This window comes from Okeania sp. SIO2F4, from assembly GCF_010672385.1.
In the GTDB taxonomy this organism is placed as follows: Bacteria; Cyanobacteriota; Cyanobacteriia; order Cyanobacteriales; family Microcoleaceae; genus Trichodesmium.
Map to the genome: position 1 here is coordinate 15309 of NZ_JAAHGT010000002.1, position 20341 is coordinate 35649.

The 20341-nt window shown below is 39.6% G+C and carries 9 protein-coding genes and 1 pseudogene; 7 read left to right on the forward strand and 3 right to left on the reverse strand.

Annotated elements, in window-relative coordinates:
* Positions 1–1070 precede the first annotated feature (1070 nt).
* The gene (hemL, locus tag F6K22_RS00245) at positions 1071–2369 is read right to left on the reverse strand and encodes a glutamate-1-semialdehyde 2,1-aminomutase (RefSeq protein ID WP_293092111.1); all 1299 of its coding nucleotides are present in this window, start codon (positions 2367–2369) and stop codon (positions 1071–1073) included.
* 278 nt (positions 2370–2647) lie between these two features.
* Between hemL and hisIE the strand changes: the two genes are divergently transcribed.
* The 5 genes from hisIE (at position 2648) to F6K22_RS00270 (ending at position 11854) form a co-directional block, all read left to right on the forward strand.
* Positions 2648–3316 (forward strand): bifunctional phosphoribosyl-AMP cyclohydrolase/phosphoribosyl-ATP diphosphatase HisIE, encoded by a 669-nt coding sequence (hisIE, locus tag F6K22_RS00250; RefSeq protein WP_293092113.1) that lies wholly within the window; start codon positions 2648–2650, stop codon positions 3314–3316.
* Between the two features lie 449 nt (positions 3317–3765).
* Entirely contained in the window at positions 3766–5130 is a 1365-nt protein-coding gene (gntT, locus tag F6K22_RS00255) for a guanitoxin biosynthesis MATE family efflux transporter GntT (protein ID WP_293092115.1), read from the forward strand.
* Positions 5131–5315: 185 nt separating this feature from the next.
* Positions 5316–6782 (forward strand): alpha-amylase family glycosyl hydrolase, encoded by a 1467-nt coding sequence (locus F6K22_RS00260; RefSeq protein WP_293092117.1) that lies wholly within the window; start codon positions 5316–5318, stop codon positions 6780–6782.
* A gap of 698 nt (positions 6783–7480) precedes the next feature.
* Positions 7481–10813 (forward strand): endonuclease/exonuclease/phosphatase family protein, encoded by a 3333-nt coding sequence (locus tag F6K22_RS00265; protein ID WP_293092119.1) that lies wholly within the window; start codon positions 7481–7483, stop codon positions 10811–10813.
* 528 nt (positions 10814–11341) lie between these two features.
* On the forward strand, positions 11342–11854 hold the full coding sequence (locus F6K22_RS00270) for a PEP-CTERM sorting domain-containing protein (protein ID WP_293092121.1): 513 nt from the start codon (positions 11342–11344) through the stop codon (positions 11852–11854).
* Between the two features lie 539 nt (positions 11855–12393).
* On the opposite strand, the pseudogene psaB reads toward F6K22_RS00270, so the two are convergent.
* Together psaB and psaA are read right to left on the reverse strand one after the other, a co-directional pair.
* Positions 12394–14241, reverse strand: a pseudogene (psaB, locus tag F6K22_RS00275) (photosystem I core protein PsaB); the annotation flags it as partial.
* Positions 14242–14356: 115 nt separating this feature from the next.
* A complete protein-coding gene (gene psaA / locus F6K22_RS00280) occupies positions 14357–16651 on the reverse strand; it encodes a photosystem I core protein PsaA (RefSeq protein WP_293092123.1) in 2295 nt (764 codons plus the stop codon).
* Between the two features lie 1050 nt (positions 16652–17701).
* On the opposite strand from psaA, the gene F6K22_RS00285 reads away from it, so the two are divergent.
* Together F6K22_RS00285 and F6K22_RS00290 are read left to right on the forward strand one after the other, a co-directional pair.
* Positions 17702–18796: an RNA-guided endonuclease InsQ/TnpB family protein gene (locus tag F6K22_RS00285; protein ID WP_293092125.1), complete on the forward strand. Its 1095-nt coding sequence runs from the start codon at positions 17702–17704 to the stop codon at positions 18794–18796.
* A 233-nt stretch (positions 18797–19029) separates the two neighbouring features.
* A partial coding sequence (locus F6K22_RS00290; protein ID WP_293092127.1) for a hypothetical protein occupies positions 19030–20341 on the forward strand: 1312 nt, incomplete at its 3' end.

Here is a 20341-nt window from a genome sequence, read left to right on the forward strand (position 1 = left end):
ATTTAATTTATTTTCTAGGGTAGATGTTGAGAAGATACTCTCAGCTGGAAAATTCCTCGGAACTATTGCGTAATAGTTTTGAATCTATCTACCTGAGTCTTTGTCGATTAAATCACTAATCAAAAAAGAAAAAGATATTCAATTTACTTCCTAGGGTAGATGTTGAGAAGATACTCTCAGCTGGAAAATTCCTCGGAACTATTGCGTAATAGTTTTGAATCTATCTACCTGAGTCTTTGTCGATTAAATCACTAATCAAAAAAGAAAAAGATATTTAATTTACTCTCTAGGGTAGATGTTGAGAAGATACTCTCAGCTAGAAAATTCCTCGGAACTATTGCGTAATAGTTTTGAATCTATTTGAGTCTTTGTCGATTAAATCACTAATCAAAATAGATGTTGAGAAGATACTCTCAGCTGGAAAATTCCTCAGAACTATTGCGTAATAGTTTTGAATCTATACTATTTGAGTCTCTGTAGATTAAATTACTAATCAAAAAAGAAAAAGGAATTTAATTTATTTTCTAGGGTAGATGTTGAGAAGATACTCTCAGCTGGAAAATTCCTCGGAACTATTGCGTAATAGTTTTGAATCTATCTACCTGAGTCTTTGTCGATTAAATCACTAATCAAAAAAGAAAAAGATATTCAATTTACTTCCTAGGGTTAGAAAATACTGGATTCTCAAAAATTACTCATAATAGTAGCGCTATAGTTTTTTCCTAATCAATACTATTTAATTTTCTCATAACGATATATAACGATAGAACCTAATGATAAACGAGGAAATTCATAACTCAAGTGCAACATTTAACCTACTCAAAGCTATGCATCTTCAATCTGTATAGCATCACCAGTTAAAGTGAGTGCTATTCGCCTAGTCCTGCAAAGTTCGTAACATAATATTATGAGCGCCGTTCCAATCCCGATGTGCGGTATAACCACACCTTAAACACTAAAACTTTTTATTTCCACCTAACTTATCGTGAATATACTGCTAACTGCTAACCGATCGCTGCACTTAGATGGGTAATAGAAAAATGACAAATCACATTACCCATGACAAACTCTTAAAGACCAGACATAACTTCTTTTGCAGCAGCCAAAGTCCGGTCAATATCCTCCTCAGTATGCGCTAAAGAAGTAAATCCTGCCTCAAACTGAGAAGGAGCCAAATAAATTCCACGCTCCAACATTCCTCGGTGGAACTTGCTAAATTTGGTCAAATCGGACTTTTTCGCATCATCATAATTGTGAACAGGTCCTTGATGAAAAAACATACCAAACATTGCACTAATATGCCCGCCACAAACAGCAAGACCAACTTCTTTTCCAATAGCCAATAACCCGTCAGCAAGTTTCTGAGTAATCTTGTTTAATTGCTCATAAGTACCTGGTTTATGCAGCAATTCCAGAGTCTTAATACCAGCAGTCATAGCCAGGGGATTACCAGAAAGAGTACCCGCTTGATACATCGGACCTGCTGGAGCCACCATTTCCATAATATCCTGACGACCGCCATAAGCTCCCACTGGCAAACCACCACCAATAATTTTACCCAAAGTTGTCAAATCTGGAGTAACATTAAATTTTTCCTGAGCGCCACCATAGGCAATACGGAATCCAGTCATAACTTCATCAAACACAAGCAAAGCACCATTATCCTGGGTAATCATCCGTAACCCTTCCAAGAAACCTGCATCTGGAGTAATAAATCCAGAATTGCCCACCACTGGTTCAAGAATAACACCAGAAATTTGGTCAGGGTTGTCGGCAAATAATTGCTTAACTGCCTCTAAATCGTTGTAAGGAGCAGTTAAGGTATTGCTAGTCACAGACTTAGGTACTCCAGGAGAATCTGGTAAACCCAAAGTTGCTACACCAGAGCCAGCTTTAACAAGAAACATATCAGCGTGGCCATGATAACAACCTTCAAATTTAATTACTTTGTCTCTACCTGTAAAGGCTCGCATTAAACGGAGTACAGCCATACAAGCTTCTGTGCCAGAGTTGACAAAGCGAACCATTTCAATGCTCGGTACAGCATCAATAACCATTTCAGCCAAAGTATTTTCTAAAGCACAGGGGGCACCGAAACTTGTGCCTTTTTCCAAAACTTCTTTCAGAGCGTTTAATACTTCTGGGTGAGCATGACCACAGATAGCAGGTCCCCAAGTGCCAACATAGTCAATATACTGGTTGCCATCAACGTCCCAAATATAGGCTCCCTTAACTCTGTCAAATACAATGGGTTGGCCACCAACAGATTTGAATGCTCTAACTGGTGAACTAACTCCCCCAGGCATGAGTTTTTGAGCTGCTGCAAAAATTTCTTCGGATTTAGTGGTATTTAGTGTAGTAACTACCAATTTTACTCTCCTTAATTTGTGTTTATTTCAATCCCGATATGGGGATTTCATGTTATCACCAAATTAATATAAACCTATATCTATATTTGGCTAATTGTATCATTGGAGTGGCTGTATATTTACAGTAAATTTTGGAGAATTATGAAGCTATTTTTTGACAATTTATCTGTTTTATGATAAAAGCCAAAAACAAATTAAAATTTAAGATTAAACATTCAGAAAATACTCAAAAGATATCCTAAACTCCGAGTATACAAACAAATTTTTTGGGGCACATAATGTCTATCTCCCAACCAGTAGGTTTAAGTCAATTGATTCCAGTGGAGCAGGTTCGTTACAATGAACAGGGACTTGTACCCGCTATTATTCAAGATTATTTAGATGCTACGGTGTTGATGATGGCCTGGATGAACCAGGAATCATTACAAAAAACTCTGGAAACTGGGCAAACTTGGTTTTGGAGTCGTTCTCGGCAAGAGTTTTGGCATAAGGGGGCGACTTCAGGTCATTTTCAAAATATTAAGTGGATGCGCTACGACTGCGATAGCGATACTTTATTGTTCGGAGTGGAGCAGGTGGGGGATATTGCCTGTCATAAAGGAGAAAGGAGTTGTTTTCATCTGGTGGATGGGGAGGTTGTCAAGCCACCTGCAGATATGTTGTCTCAACTTTTTGATGTGATTAGCGATCGCCGTGACCATCCCCAGGAGGGTTCTTATACTTGTAAGTTATTTGCTGGAGGAGATAATAAAATTCTTAAGAAAATTGGGGAAGAGTCGGCAGAGGTGGTAATGGCTTGTAAAGATGATGAGAAAGAGGCGATAGCTGCGGAAGCGGCAGATTTATTTTACCATACTTTGGTTGCTCTAGCACATCATAATGTTGATTTGCGAGATGTGTATCGGAAGTTGGATGAACGTAGACCACAAAACAAATACTATAAATAAGTAAATAAGTGGCGTTGCTGATTTTGGATATGAAAAAATTCTTGAAAGCTATAAAATCTATTGATTGTCTCACAAAATCATACATTGATTCAGGAACGCCAAATAAGTTTGCTATATCAGCAGTTGGATAAATGCAGACCAAAAAATGAATAGTTTAAGTAAACTTACAGCGCTTCCCGTTCGTTGCCTGTGAGGTATAGCAGGAGCACTTACAGCAGGTTCTGAATAACTAACCTACAACTGAGTGTGCAAACATTTCCGGTAAACTTCGTAGTAGTCATACCCTGGATAACTTCTCAACTCTAAATTCTAAATTCGCGCATTCTTAACCGTCAATATATGTACCTCATAACGCGCGGAAACTACTGTAAATCTCATCCGAGAATGTGGTCTCAAACTGATTGAAGCGGTTTCCTATTTTGATAGCTAAACTAATCGACAAGAAATCTATGAACTTGACTTTACCATCTCAGTATCAAAGTTTCTTACCCCGCTTTTACAAACTTGCCAGTATTAGCGTTTTTTCTAATATAATGGTTCCCTTAGCTGGTTTATGTGATAGTGCTTTTCTAGGTCATTTAAGCGACCTTCGGTACTTGGCGGGGGTAATTTTAGCTACCATTTTATTTGACTATCTGTATCGAATTTTCAAATTTTTGCGCAATAGTACAAATGCTATTACCTCTGAAGCTGTGGGGCGAGAGGATAATAAAGACATTTTGCTGGCAGTTTTACGGAGTGGAGCGATCGCCCTAGCTATCGGATTAACAATTCTACTGTTGCAATATCCCATCCAAAAACTTGGATTTGCAATTTTAGGTGGCTCTAGCACCATTAAAGCATCAGGAATTGAGTATTTCAACGCTCGTATTTTGGGGGCACCAGCAGTCTTACTCAATTTTGTTCTCATTGGTTGGTTTCTGGGAAGGGAAAAAAATTTCATTGTTTTACTAATGTCCTTAGTTGGCAACCTTTCTAATGTAGCACTAGACTATGTATTTATATATCGTTGGCAATGGGCAAGTAGCGGAGCAGGTTTAGCAACAGCAATAAGTCAAGTTTTAGCATTATTGGTAGCCTTAATTGCCGTCGGACTAACAATTAACTGGAAAGATCTTCCTGTAGCGATCGCCGATTTTTTCGATCGTCAAGCATTAAAAGCAACAATAGCTCTCAAAGGTAATATCTTGATTCGATATTTAGTTCTAATTTCCACTTATTCCATCTTTACAAATTTGAGTGCAGTTATCGGGACAGATATTTTAGTTGAAAACGGTTTACTTCTACAAATTGTTCTATTAAGTCAGTTTTCAGTCCAGGGTATTGGGACAACTGTACAGACATTGATCGGAAACTTTAAAGGAAAAGGTGAGATGGAAAAAATCTTGCCAGTGTGCATTGTTGCTACACTTCATAGTATTCCCATAGCTTTAACTTTTGCTTCAGTTTCTTTCTTCTTCCCTGAAACTGTATTTGGACTACTCACAAATAGCAGTGAGATTAATTCTTTAATCAATAGTTATACTCCTTGGTTATTTCCTTTCCTAGTCTCAACGGCGATCGCTGTTATCTTAGAAGGATGCTTTATCGGTCTCAAACAAGGAGAGCAAATACGAAATTCTGTTTTAACTGCTTTTGGTTTTGGATTTTTACCATTAGCTCTCTATGCTTGGAGTGTCATGAGTTCCCATATATTATGGGCTGCCCTTACATTATATATGCTAACCCTCATATTCACCCTGGGAGTCCAAGTAAATATGCAGAAACTATTTTTGGTGTCAGAGGAAAATGCTGTTCCTCAAGGTGAAGGATGATAACAAATATCCCGATCGTTTTAAATATCCATAACTATGATATAAATCTCCAAGCAGAGAAACTCAAATGTGTCATCCTACTGTATAGCTTGATATTATAGAGCTTCCAGATCGTATATTTAATTTTTTTTTGATTTTTTGGACTAAGACAAAATGTATAAGAGCAACCTTCTTTCTTAACTTATATGATTAATCCTTCCCTATATCAAGTTAACACCCGAGTTTGGCTAAACCAAATATCCCAAAAACTAGGCGATCGTGCCACCTTAGATGATATTCCCGATAACGAATTAGATCAAATAGCAAACATGGGATTTGACTGGGTGTACTTTTTAGGAGTTTGGCAAACAGGAATAATGGGGCGAGAGATATCTCGTGGCAATCCTGATTGGCGAAAAGAAGCTATAGAACTTTTTGGTGATGAGTTCCAAGAAGATTATATTTGTGGGTCTTGTTTTGCTGTAACTGGTTATCACATCCATAAAAACCTCGGTGACAATGAAGCAATACTGCGACTGCGCGATCGCCTCCATCAACGAGGTCTAAAACTTATGCTTGATTTTGTCCCCAACCATACTGCTCCAGATCATCCTTGGGTAGAAACTAACTCCGACTTTTATATTCAGGGAACCCAAGCTGATATCGAACGAGAACCCCACAACTATATACAGGTAGAATTGCCAGCAGGTAGCAAAATATTTGCTCATGGAAGAGACCCCTATTTTCCAGGTTGGTCTGATACTTTGCAACTGAACTATGGCAACCCTAAATTACAGGAGGCGATATTAGCAGAGTTATTCAATGTTGCTCATTTGTGCGATGGTGTTCGCTGCGATATGGCAATGCTAATATTACCAAATATTTTTGAGAATACTTGGGGTATTCCAATGGAACCGTTTTGGTCTGATGCAATTTCCCGAATCAAACAGCAATATCCATATTTTATCTTTATGGCAGAAGTATATTGGAATTTGGAGTGGGAACTGCAACAGTTAGGATTTGACTACACTTATGATAAACGCTTATACGATCGCCTCCATCAACAGCAGACAATTCCAGTTAGAGAACATCTTTATGCCGATCTTGATTTTCAAAGTAAGTTAGCACGGTTTATAGAAAATCACGATGAACCCAGGGCAAATGCAACTTTTCCACCAAGAGTGCATCAAGCTGCTGCCATTTTGACTTATTTTACCCCTGGTTTACGTTTTTTCCATCAAGGTCAGTTACAAGGTTGGTCTCAGAAAATTTCGATGCACTTATGTTATGCTCCTCAAGAACGAACTGTTCCCAAATTAGAGAGATTTTACCATCAATTATTAGATTGTTTGGCTCTGGATATTGTTCGTGAGGGAAATTGGCAGTTACTCGAATGTGTAGCTGCATGGGAAGGAAATTTGACATGGAATAATTTTATTTGTTTTGTCTGGGAAGGAAAAGATGAACGACTTTTGTTGATAACTGTTAACTATGCTTCTTATCAGGGACAGTGTTACGTTCATTTACCATTTGAGAGTCTCAGGGGTGAAAGGTATAGACTACAAGATTTAATGAATGATGTTAGTTACGATCGCTTGGGAGATAAGTTAATTTCACGAGGTCTGTATTTGGATGTACCTGCATGGGGTTATCATGTTTTTGATATTAGTTAGAGACTGTTTGTAAAAATATAAAAAGGAGATAGGGAACACTTAACTGGGAATAGGGAACAGGGAACAGGCGTGAGTTTCAGTTTTTTATCTACTTTTTGATTACCCGCAACCTATGCGCGGATTCCTATATAGAATCCGGTTATATAATATATGTTGATAATTCTATAATTACTTCAATATTTAATCCCCCCACCTCCCTATCTCCCTATCTCCCCACCTCCCCATCTCCCCCAAGCATATAATAAGTATTCAACCGGATTTGATATTAGTGGCAGTCGTTGTCTTGACTAGCTCAGGAGTTGTGGAGAAACAGGGTTTCTCGACGAAAATTAGTGGGAAAACGAATAATTAGGGCAAAAAACTCGGTTTCTTTGTGTTTTTAGGCAGACTAAAAAAATAAATAATTATAACATGAAAATCAGGTTTTTGCAGCCAATAATTTATTTATTTTACATAATCTTTACAAAATTGATAAATCAAATGAAGTTTCTGTAAATATACTGAGATTTTAACCTAAATTTAACCAAAACACAAGATAGATTTGTTTAGATTAACTAAGTAATCTAACAGAAAAGGATGTGCAGGTTAATATATCTGAGTGTAAATTCACAACAATGTGAATGTATTGTAATGTTTTGAATTTTCAATAGTTTTCATTAGTAATATCGGCCTAAAGAAAAATTGGAGAAAATTTTCCTATGACTACACTTTTTGTTGAAAATTTTGAGACTGATGGTAATGGAACGAGGTATACTACCTCAATTCCAGAATTCAGTGATGGAGCTGGTGATTTTTTCACTCGCACTAATGGTAGTAATATTGGCAGTTTTTACCAAGTTTTAAATCCCGAAGGTAGCTTCTATTTCGCTGCTCAAGACATTGATGGAGAAGGTGCTGCGTCCGAGCAAACATTAACTTTCTCAGGGATTGATATTGCTGGTTTCACCAATCTTAACTTTAGCACGCTGTTAGCTGAAGACGATGATGGTAGTAATCAGGATTGGGATTTACCTGATTTCGTTTTATTTGAGTATCAGATTGATGGTGGTGGGTTTACGAATTTACTGGCGATTGAAAGTATTCCTGATGATGATGAATTCAACGCTGTTCCTGCACAAGATACTGACTTTGATGGGAATGGTGACGGAACAGAGGTAACAGACACCTTTTCATCCTTCTCAAGTGCAATTTCTGGAACAGGTTCTACCCTAGACCTTCGCATTACCTTTGATCTTGACTCTCGTGATGAGGATATAGCAATTGATAACATTGAGATTACAGGTGAGAGCGGTAGCGGTGGAACAACCCCTTTAATTAGTGAATTCCAACCTAATCCAATAGGGACAGATCCCGCATTAACAACATTTGAACTCAGTGGCACACCAGGAGATTCCTTTGATGGTGTAATTGTTAGTATTGAAAGTGACTCTGGTAGCAGTGCAGGAATAGTAGATCGTGTGGCATCAGTTTCAGGAACTTTCGATGCTAATGGTTTGTTAACTGTCGATATTCCAGATTTGGAAAATCCTTCATTTACAGTAGCGCTTTTGTCTGATTTTACAGGAAATACCTCTACAGACATTGACACTGACAATGATGGGGTAGCAGATGACTTATCAACTTTTGGTACAGTTTTTGATGCTATTGGTGTACCTGATACAACAGGTGATGAAGCCTTCCTGTATGGAACAGACCTCGGTGGAACAGACTTTACCTTTACAGGTGATGAACCCAGACTTATTTTTAGGGATGGTAGTGTAGGAGACCTTTATGCCATTAACGATCCAGACAACGGTCAAGTTTTTGATGTTAATGGAACTGATGTAACTCCAGCAATTTTTGATACTGACCCCACCATTGGTACTGATACCTTTGGAACTATTAATCCTACTGTTGGTGATGGTGGCAATAATGGTGGTGGTGGAGAACCAACTTTAACTCCTATCTACGACATTCAAGGTGCAAGTCACACCTCCGCTTTAGAAGGTCAAGCAGTTACTACTACAGGTATTGTCACAGCAGTAGATAGTAATGGTTTCTATCTACAAGATCCAACAGGAGATAGTGATGATGCGACCTCTGATGGTATATTTGTATTCACTGGTTCAGCGCCTGGAGTCAGTGTAGGTGATGAACTACAAGTTGATGGTACAGTCTCTGAGTTTACTCCTGGTGGTACTTCTACTCGCAACTTATCTACTACTCAGATTAGTAGTCCTACAATTACGAATCTTTCCAGTGGTAATGCTCTTCCTGATGCAGTCATCATCGGTTCTGGTGGTCGCGTACCTCCAACGGAAAATATTGATGATGATGCTTTTGCTAGCTTTGATCCGACAACGGATGGTATTGACTTCTTCGAGTCTTTAGAAGGAATGCGAGTGACTGCTCAAAATGTAGTGGCAACTGCTCCCAAAAACCGCTTCGGTGAAATCTTTACTGTTGTTGATAATGGTGTAGGTGCTACAGGAATTAGCGATCGTGGTACGCTCAACATTAGTCCCAATGATTTCAATCCAGAGAAAATCCAGATTGATGAAGATACTGGAATTTTACCAGGTTTCAACTTACCTCAAGTTGATGTCGGTAGTCAACTGGGAGATGTTACTGGGGTGGTTTCTTATGACTTTGGTAATTTCCAAATTCAACCCACTCAGTCATTTACTGCTAGTAGTTCCACTATTCAAGCTGAAGTTACCAACATTACACCAGGAAATGAGCAGCTAACTGTTGCCAGTTACAACGTTCTCAACCTCGACCCAAATGATAGTGATGGGGATACAGATGTTGCTAATGGTCGCTTTGACACCATTGCTAGCCAAATTATTAACAACCTGAATACACCAGATGTTATTGGACTACAAGAAGTTCAGGATAATACCGGTTCTCTGGATGATGGTACTATTGCTGCTGACCAAACTCTCCAAACTTTGGTGGATGCGATCGCTGCTGCTGGTGGTCCAACTTACGAGTTTATTGACAATACCTTTATTACAGATGGTGCTAGCGGAGGTCAACCCGGTGGAAATATCCGGACTGCGTTCCTGTATAATCCCGATCGTGTTGATTTAGTTGATGATTCTGTTCAAACTATTGGAGACCAAAATCCTGGTAGTGCTTTCGATGGCGCTCGTTTGCCACTGGTTGCCGACTTTGAGTTTAATGGTCAAGAAGTTAGTGTTGTTAGTAACCACTTCTCTTCCAAGGGAGGTAGTGCGCCAATTCTCGGTATTGAACAACCTTTTGATGCTCGTCAGGAAGATGTAACCGTTAATGGTAGTCTTGATGAGCGACAAGCTCAAGCAAACGCAGTCCAGGGATTTGTTGCAGATGCTCTAACTGCTGACCCCAATGCAAATCTTGTAGTGCTAGGAGATTTCAACGAGTTTGAGTTTGTTTCTCCACTTGATACCCTGGAACAAAATCTGACCAACTTAACAGAAACACTACCTGAGAATGAGCGTTATAGTTTCATCTTCCAAGGAAATTCTCAGTCTCTGGATCATATTTTGGTGAGTGATAGCTTGGATGAAGGCGCTGAATTTGACATTGTTCATGTGAACAGTGAATTTGCTGAAACCAATCAGCGAGCAAGCGACCACGATCCATTAATTGTTAGTTTGAATTTACCAACTCCTGGAGAAGTAATTGAGGGAACTCGACGTCGGGATAATTTGATTGGAACTGATGGCGATGATACTATTACTGGTTTCCAACGTAGAGATACTCTCACTGGTGGCGGTGGTAACGATACGTTTGTCTATACTAGCTTGCGAGATGGACGAGACACTATCACTGATTTTGAAGTTGGTAGCGATAAAATTGATCTATCTCAAGTATTGAGTGTTGTTGGTTTTGAAGGTGTCGATCCTATTGCTGACGGTTACGTTGGTTTCCGTTCTCGTCCTGGAAATACTATCCTGACTATTGATCCTGATGGTACTGCTGGTCATGGTCGCCCTCGCTCCTTATTGTTAGTGCAAGATGTTGATGCTGTAGCTCTAAATAATCCAGACAATTTCATTTTTTAAGAAGAACAGAAACCGGGTTTATATTATATCATCTCCGGTTGAATAGTTATAATTAAAGCTCGTAGTTGGGCTTTAGCCCTATCTTATTAGTTCGGGCTAAAGCCCAACTACAAACAAAATTTTTTTTATCACTAATTATCTGGACATAATATTAGATATGACCATACTAATATCTGTCTCCCATAAACCCGGTTTCTTACAAACGATCGCTCTTTTTCTGAATCTTCAGACTATGGAAAAAACTCAAAGTTTAAGTTATTTAACTTAATTACTGCATCTTAAATTTTCTTTCAGACATCAGTATTATCAGTATTGCCATTACTAGTAAAATTTTGTATAGTAGTAAAAAAGCAAGGAATTTTTCTGCTATCGTCCAGAAGCTACAGGGTGTTTAACTGAAGAATAGAAACCGGGTTTATATTAGATACAACGATACTAATATCTGTCTTGCATAAACCCGGTTTCTTACAACTCGTTCCAGTTATCAGAAAAACAACAAATATTTGCTCCCTTTTACCCAAAAAAACCATGACTAACATTTTTAAAAAGTTATCTTTCGTTGCTACAAGTGCAATTCTCAGTTTTGCTGTAATTAATACTAATCCTGTTAATGCTGCTTCCATAATTTATGATTTTGAAGTTAGTATAGATTCAGGTTCTTTAGCTGGTGAAACATACTCTGGATTTTTTGAATTTGATGATTCTAATTTATCAGTTTCCCAATTCAGTTTCGATTTCGAGGGCGTTAACTACACTGAAGATGATTTAATTGATCCAGAGGTATTTTTTGACGATCAATTCCTAGGATTAATTTCCGATGTTATAGATACAGATGTTAAATTTTCTTTTTTAGAAGCTGTACCTGAAATTGATGAGCCAGCAGCTTTTATATACTTTATTGATGGACAAGAAGCAGCAGGAGATATAACATATACTTTACGTCCAGATACCCCAGTATCTACACCTGAACCAACTGCTGTTTTCAGTTTATTAGCTTTGGGTGCTGTAGGTTGTAGTGGTGTTTTGAAGAAGAGAAAGTAAACATCATTATCGCAGCATTATTTTTCAATAAATATGTGATATGATGTCCGGATAATAAGTGATAAAAAAGTTTTTGTTTGTAGTAGGGCTTTAGCCCGAAGATAGATAGGGCTAAAGCCCTACTACAAGCTTTAATTATAACTATTCAACCAGACATGATATGAGATAAAACAATGTAAGGGTGTTCCATAGAGCGTCCCTATAATATTTTGTCGAAGTGCTTCTTCAACTTCATCAAATTAATTTTTTTCAGATTCCATTATTTCCAATAAACAACTATAGAAAACTTGAAAACTTTTTGAGGTATTTTCTGTAGGATTCATGTGGAGTGAAATATCTCTTGCAGCTTTCAATTTTTCTAATCCTCCTTGATGATAATCTGCTCTTTGAAGTACCTTTTGTCAAGGTTCCCAAGTACCACCTTTGGGGAGTTTCTCCCCCTTCCCTACTAGGGAAGGGGGTTGGGGGGTTAGGTTTTTTTAAGTCACATTTTAAAGCTAGACGCGCTACTATTTATTTTTTTTAGCTACTTCTCTATAATTATATAACTTCAAATTATTTGATATGACTATAATCCAGTGCCAGTAGAACGTTAACCAACCAATGGTGTTTAACATCCAGAACATAGCTAGGTAGAAGGAGTCCCAAGCAGAGATATCGCAAGTACCACCACGACCAGGGCCATCGCAAGGGAATGCGTAACCGAAGTCTTTCTTGTCTGGCATTAACTTAGAACCACGAGCATCCAACGCACCTTTAACCAAAATCAAAGTAGTTGTATGCAAACCTAGAGCGATCGCATGGTGAACCAAGAAATCTCCAGGCCCAATGGTTAAGAATAGAGAGTTAGTACCACTGTTTATAGCTTCTAACCACCCTGGTAACCATACATTACCGAAGTTTGGCCAAGCTGTAGTAGCAATACTATCAGGGTTTGACAACAGCACATCCATGCCGTATACAGCCTTCCCGGAAGCAGCTTGAACGAACTGAGCAAATACTGGCTCAATCAAGATTTGCTTTTCAGGAGTACCGAAAGCTACAACTACATCATTGTGGACGTAAAGACCTAGAGTATGGAAGCCCAAGAATAAAGAAACCCAACTCAAGTGAGAGATGATAGCCTCTTTGTGGTTTAATACACGATCCAATACGTTGCCTTTATTTTGCTCGGAGTCATAGTCCCGTACTAGGAAAATAGCACCGTGAGCAAATGCACCTACCATGATGAAACCAGCAATATACTGGTGGTGGGTGTAAAGTGCAGCCATTGTAGTGTAATCCCTTGCCATGAAAGCATAAGGAGGCAGAGCATACATATGCTGTGCTACCAAGGAAGTAATTACACCCAAAGAAGCTAGAGCTAAAGCTAACTGGAAGTGTAGAGAGTTGTTGAGAGTCTCATACAAACCTTGGTGAGGCAAGTTAAACTGACCTTGACTATTTCCACCGACCAAACCAGCTTTGGAATCGAGCATTTCTTTGATGCTGTGACCAATACCAAAGTTAGTGCGGTACATATGACCAGCAACGATGAATAAAACTGCGATCGCCAAGTGGTGATGAGCCATATCAGTCAACCACAGGGACTCAGTTTGAGGATGGAAACCACCCAAGAAAGTCAAGATTGCAGTTCCCGCACCTTCGGAAGTACCAAACACGTGGTTAACAGTGTCAGGATTTTGAGCATAAACGCCCCAATTTCCTGTAAAGAACGGTCCTAAACCTGCTGGGTGAGGCATGACACTTAGGAAGTTATCCCAACCAACGTGCTGTCCGCGAGATTCAGGAATCGCAACGTGAACCAAGTGACCAGTCCAAGCCAAGGAACTAACACCGAACAAACCAGCCAAATGGTGATTTAAGCGGGACTCAGCATTTTTGAACCATGCTAGGCTAGGACGGAACTTGGGCTGGAGGTGTAACCAACCAGCGAATAGCATGATGGATGCCAAGATCAGGAGGAAGATAGAACCCTGATACAAGTCTCCATTTGTTCTCATACCGATGGTGTACCACCAGTGGTAAACACCAGAGTATGCAATATTTACTGGATTAGAGGCTCCAGCTTGGGTAAAGGCATCTACTGCACCTTGACCGAATTGAGGGTCCCAAATCGCGTGGGCGATGGGACGTACATTCAGAGGATCTTTAATCCACTGTTCAAAGTTTCCTTGCCAGGCAACGTGGAACAGATTACCGGAAGTCCAGAGGAAAATGATTGCCAGATGGCCGAAGTGAGAAGCAAAAATCTTTTGGTAAAGATTTTCCTCCGTCATGCCATCGTGGGTCTCAAAGTCATGAGCTGTAGCAATCCCGTACCAGATCCGCCGGGTGGTTGGATCTTGTGCCAGGTCTTGGCTGAATTTTGGGAATTTTGTGGCCATAAATCTTTGATCTAAGTCTCGCGAGTCTTTGAGAATTTAGTGAGAATTTAGATTGAAATAGGGGATTGAGGATGAGTCAACCCCCAAGGAAGAATGTTAAAACGTTATTGGATTCTTATCCTACTGAAATTATTCGAGCCAGGAAGAATGCCCAGGTTGTAGCAATTCCACCTAGGAGATAGTGAGCTACCCCCACTGCCCGACCTTGGATGATGCTTAAAGCACGAGGCTGAATTGCTGGAGCAAAGTTTAACTTATTATGAGCCCAAACAATAGACTCGATCAACTCTTGCCAATAGCCACGACCACTGAACAAGAACATCAAGCTAAATGCCCAAACAAAGTGTGCGCCCAAGAACAACAAACCGTAGGCAGACAGAGCTGAACCGTAGGATGTAATTACATTTGAACCTTGCGCCCAAAGGAAGTCACGCAACCAACCATTAATGGTTATTGCACTTTGTGCAAAGTTACCGTAGGTAATGTGAGATACTGAACCGTCTGCGGCTACTGTTCCCCAAATGTCTGACTGCATTTTCCAGCTAAAGTGGAAAATCACAATTGATAGAGAATTATACATCCAGAAGAGACCTAAGAACACATGGTCCCAACCGGAAACTTGACAAGTACCACCACGACCAGGACCGTCGCAAGGGAACCGGAAGCCTAGTTGACCCTTATCTGGAATTAGACGAGAGCTACGAGCATACAGTACACCTTTGAGAAGAATCAGAGCTGTAACGTGGATTGTAAAGGCATGGATATGGTGAACCATAAAGTCCGCCGTACCCAATGTCATTGGCATCATTGCCACTTTGCCACCTACTGCTACTACATCCCCACCGAAAACGGGGCTAACAGATGCTAAAGCATTAGGAGCAGTATTACCAGCAGCCAAACTATGTATGTTTTGTATCCACTGGGCAAAAATTGGCTGTAGCTGAATCCCAGTATCAGAGAACATATCTTGGGGACGGCCAAACGCACGCATAGTATCGTTGTGGACGTACAACCCAAAGCTATGGAAGCCTAAGAATATACATACCCAATTTAAGTGGGAGATAATCGCGTCCCTGTGACGGATAACCCTATCCAGCAGGTTGTTGACGTGTTGGGCTGGATCGTAATCACGAACCATGAAGATAGCTGCGTGAGCACCTGCACCAACAATCAAGAACCCTCCAATCCACATATGGTGTGTGAATAGAGATAGCTGAGTAGGATAATCAGTAGCAATATAGGGATATGGAGGCATTGCGTACATATGATGAGCTACCAGAATTGATAGTGAACCCATCCATGCCAAGTTCCAAGATAGTTGGCAATGCCAGGAAGTTGTAAAGATTTCATACATCCCTTTGTGGCCTTCGCCTGTAAAGGGACCTTTGTGAGCCTCTAAAACTTCTTTAAAACTATGACCAATTCCCCAGTTAGTCCGGTAGAAGTGACCAGCAACAATAAATAGCACTGCCAAAGCTAGGTGATGGTGTGCTGTATCACTTAACCACAGACCTCCTGTCAGTGGGTTCAAACCACCATGGAATGTTAGAAAGTCTGTATAAGCTCCCCAGTTCAAAGTGAAGAATGGTGTCAAACCTTGGGCAAAGCTAGGATATATATCTGCCATCAAACTGGGGTTCAAAATCCACTCGTGAGGCAGTGGAATATCACCCACGGTAGCTATTACTTTGCCACCTACTGTTAGTGGCTTACCTGCATCTATAGCATTTAAACAAGCGTCGATGGGTAGTGACACATGAATTTGTTGTCCTGCATAACCCAAACAACCGCAACCCAATAACCCAGCTAGGTGGTGGTTCATCATTGACTCCACATTCTGGAACCATTCCAGTTTGGGAGCGCGCTTATGATAATGGAACCAACCAGCAAACAGCATTAAGGCTGCCATTACTAGAGCACCAATAGCTGTACAGTACAACTGGAAGGAGTTAGTGATGCCATTAGCACGCCACAATTGGAATAGACCAGAAGTTATCTGTATTCCGTGGAAACCACCGCCAACATCAGCATTTAAAATTCCTTGGCCAAATATTGGCCATACTACTTGAGCACTTGGTTTAATTCCTGTGGGGTTTGTTAACCAAGCCTCATAGTTGGAAAATTTAGCGCCATGAAAATATGCGCCACTCAACCAGATAAAGATTACAGCCAGATGGCCGAAGTGTGCGCTGAAGATTTTGCGCGATATATCTTCTAAATCAGAAGTATGACTATCAAAGTCGTGAGCGTCAGCATGGAGGTTCCAAATCCAGGTAGTGGTTTTTGGTCCTCTGGATAGAGTCCGATCAAAGTGACCAGGCTTGCCCCACTTTTCAAATGAAGTAGGTACTGGGTCCTTATCAACGGTTACCTTTACTTTTGCCTCGCGCTCTGGAGGACTTATGGTCATGAAGACTCTCCTCTCCCAAAGACAATTAACTAAATTATTTATGTTGTAGATACTGATAAAAGTTGTAAAGAATTATCAACATCTTTTGCAAGTTTACAGGTTTTAACTGCTTTATTGCTGGAGTGCAACACCACACTCTTTCGTTTATGCCAAAACTATATAATATTTTAACAATATTTTGGCGCAAATCTCACAAATACATAGATTTGGTTTTACCGATTCGATGTAAGTGCGAACTTCTTTAGGTGATTATAGACTTGCTTAAGAAGTTTAAGTTGTATGTTTACAATTATTAAAATTTCTTGATGACGGATTAATAAAGTATGATTTTTTTCCACAGTAGAGAAAAAAAGTCAAGGCATATAACCGAAAATTTTACAAAACTCAAAATTAACTAATCTTTAAATTTGACCATGGTCAAGATGGACATTTACACATTTTGCCAAGCTTTTAAGACCTTTTGTCCATCTTGTGAATTAATTATCTACAGTTGGGACTCATTTACAGGAGTTCCCCACTCAATAGACTCCTCCGGAAAAGAGGGAGTAGTAGGGACGTTGCATGCAACGTCCGTACAGAGTAGGGAGTAGGGGGAAAGAATTGATGATTTATGAGAGATAATTGATTTTATTTTTGATTATCACGCCTATGTCTAATATAGATAAAATGTATATAATTCCCTATTCTCTCTAGCTAAAACCCTTGAGTTTCAGTTCAAGTGCCTAATCTTAAATCGATCAACATTATCTATATGTATATATAACGTTGTATCTATATATATAGATAACTATCAACGATAGAACAAAAAAAAATTAGTTTCTCCTCAATAAATACTGATAAACTTTGGTTTGTGAGACTACACTTTCGAGTGAAGTTAGAAACCTAGGGCATATTAATAGTCTTGGGTTAGGTAATTCACCTTTGCTTGTGAGGCTCACGCTCTACCCCAAGGGTCAGCGTTAAGAGGGATACACGTTTAGCGAAAGGTTCGATGCCTTGAGATCGACAATAACAATGTGCTATGCTCATGATCGTGAAAATAAAAAAGCGATGGAACAGACCTTAACCTTGGTAGTCAAGCTAAATGCAACCCCTGAACAGTCCTCTCAACTTGAGGAAACTGCTCAGATATTTACTGATGCTTGTGCTTGGATTAATGAAAACGTTAACCATCGTCTAACGAATCGAAATTCCATACAGGTTGTTTGCTATCAAGACATTAAAGAGCAATTTGGATTAAAAGCTAATGATATAGTCCGTGCTTGTGCCAGAGTGGGAGCTAACCGACTTGCAGCTAAAGCAAAAGGGAAGAAGGTAAAAGGTTTTAAGCCTAGATCATTTGACTGTGATGGACGAACCTTATCCTTCCGAGATAAAGACTGGACAATTAGTGTTGCAAGTAAAGGAAAACGGTTAAGGTTATCTCTAAGAGCTAGCAACTACCAGAGAGGAAAGCTATTTGCTTACAAACCTACTTCTGCTCAAATCTGCCAACATCGAGACGGTCAATGGTATGCACACATCCAGTTAAAAGATACTGCACCCCAACCGAAGAAAACCTCGAATGTAATAGGTGTTGATTTTGGCAGACGTGAGATACCAAGAACCACCACTGATAAAGGATGGGATGGGAAAGATATTCAGCAAAAAAGAGATAAGTTCAGCCGTGTGAGAGCGTCTCTTCAGAAAAGAGCATCCCAAGGCACAAGGTCAACTCGACGTAGATGTCGGGAGACTTTGAAAAAGTTATCAGGGAGAGAGAATAGATATCAGCAATGGCTGAACCATAACATTAGCAAAAGCATCATTGAGGAAGCGAAAGCCAGAAATTCAACAGTGGCTATTGAAGACTTGAGGGGTATTCGGGATAGAAGTAACGAGAAACCTGGAAATAAGACTCACAGAAGACGGTCTAATTCATGGGCTTTCTATCAGTTGCGTTTGTTCCTAGAGTACAAAGGGATTAAGGAAGGGGTTAAAGTAATAGTCATTCCTCCCGCATATACCAGCCAAACTTGCCACTGCTGTAATCATATAGGTGTTAGAACCAATAAGAACTTCAAGTGTTCCAACCAAGAGTGTAGTTGGATCGGGGATGCTGACCTCAATGGAGCTTTGATGATACAAAAATGGGTTGCTCTGTAAACCAGCCCAGAGGCTCCCGTCTGTTGTCTTGTGCGATAGATGGAGGGCTACAAAAAGCCCGCGCTGTACCCAAGGTCAGCGTCGAGTAGTTTACTGAAAAAATTATCGTTAACAATAGAAATCTCCGATAATATACCTGAAACTACTATAAAAAGGTTGTTATATCTTAATTTCCGGAGAGGTCTAATAGAAAAAACTTCAATGTTAACTCTAAATTTATAGGAGTATCGTCAGTGTTTGGCATAAATTTGCAAGCAAAATATCTCAGAAAAATCATCACATTCCTAATTACGGTAGTTTTAATATCTGGTTTAGTCAGTTGTAGCGATCGCTTTTCTGAATTATCTCAAATTCGTCCTAAAAAATCTGTAACTATTTCTAACACCCCTAAAATCTCTGAAGTTTCTCCACCAGAGATAATTCAACAACTGCGCCAAGCGATCGACATATACCAACCCCAAATCACAATAAAAAACCCACAACCAGATCGAATATTTGAAGACAATGATATTACTCTGCAACTACAGGTGCAAGACTTACCTATATTTAAGTCTGACCTAGACCTAGGACCTTATTTAGAAGTAATCTTAGATAATCAACATTATCAAAAAATCTATGACCTCAATGAATCTATTGTCTTATCTGACTTAGAACCAGGTACTCATACCCTGAGAGTTTTTGCGTGTCGTCCGTGGGATGAAAGTTTTAAGAACGAAGGTGCTTACGCTCAAACTACATTTCACATCCTCACCAAAACCGCAAATAATAATCCTGCTCCCGACTTACCATTATTAACTTATAATAGTCCGGTAGGTAGCTACGGTGAAGAACCTATCTTGCTTGACTACTATCTCTCCAATGCACCATTGCACTCGGTAGCGCAAGCAGATCCTGAAGATGAAATAGATGATTGGCGTATTCGTGTTACTGTAAATGGAACCAGTTTTGTCACCGATCGATGGCAATCAATATATTTACAAGGATTTCATCCAGGCAAAAATTGGGTAAAGTTAGAATATATTGATGAATTGGGTAATCCAATTAATAATGTCTATAACAATACTGTTCACTTGATTACCTACAAACCAGGTGGGGAAGATGCTCTCAGTAAAATACTTCGAGGAGAAATTTCACTTAAGGAAGCATTTAGTATAGTTGACCCGGAATACATCTACGAGGAACTGCAACCAGAAGTAACTCCAGAACCCGAAATGGAATCAGTTCCTGTAACTGAACCGATAACTGAGGAATTAGAAGAAGAGGAAACTTTTGTTGAACCTGAAACCGAAACAGAAGTAGAATCAGTTCCTGTAACTGAACCGATGACTGAGGAGTTAGAAGAAGAGGAAACTTTTGTTGAACCTGAAACCGAAACAGAAGTAAAATCAGTTCCTGTAACTGAACCGATGACTGAGGAGTTAGAAGAAGAGGAAACTTTTGTTGAACCTGAAACCGAAACAGAAGTAGAATCAGTTCCTGTAACTGAACCGATGACTGAGGAGTTAGAAGAAGAGGAAACTTTTGTTGAACCTGAAACCGAAACAG

Bases quoted from the DNA above. Each gene is read 5' to 3' on its own strand.
- hisIE (WP_293092113.1), top strand. From the start codon at position 2,648: ATGTCTATCTCCCAACCAGTAGGTTTAAGTCAATTGATTCCAGTGGAG.
- gntT (WP_293092115.1), top strand. From the start codon at position 3,766: ATGAACTTGACTTTACCATCTCAGTATCAAAGTTTCTTACCCCGCTTT.
- F6K22_RS00260 (WP_293092117.1), top strand. From the start codon at position 5,316: ATGATTAATCCTTCCCTATATCAAGTTAACACCCGAGTTTGGCTAAAC.
- F6K22_RS00265 (WP_293092119.1), top strand. From the start codon at position 7,481: ATGACTACACTTTTTGTTGAAAATTTTGAGACTGATGGTAATGGAACG.
- F6K22_RS00270 (WP_293092121.1), top strand. From the start codon at position 11,342: ATGACTAACATTTTTAAAAAGTTATCTTTCGTTGCTACAAGTGCAATT.
- psaA (WP_293092123.1), bottom strand. From the start codon at position 16,651: ATGACCATAAGTCCTCCAGAGCGCGAGGCAAAAGTAAAGGTAACCGTT.
- F6K22_RS00285 (WP_293092125.1), top strand. From the start codon at position 17,702: ATGGAACAGACCTTAACCTTGGTAGTCAAGCTAAATGCAACCCCTGAA.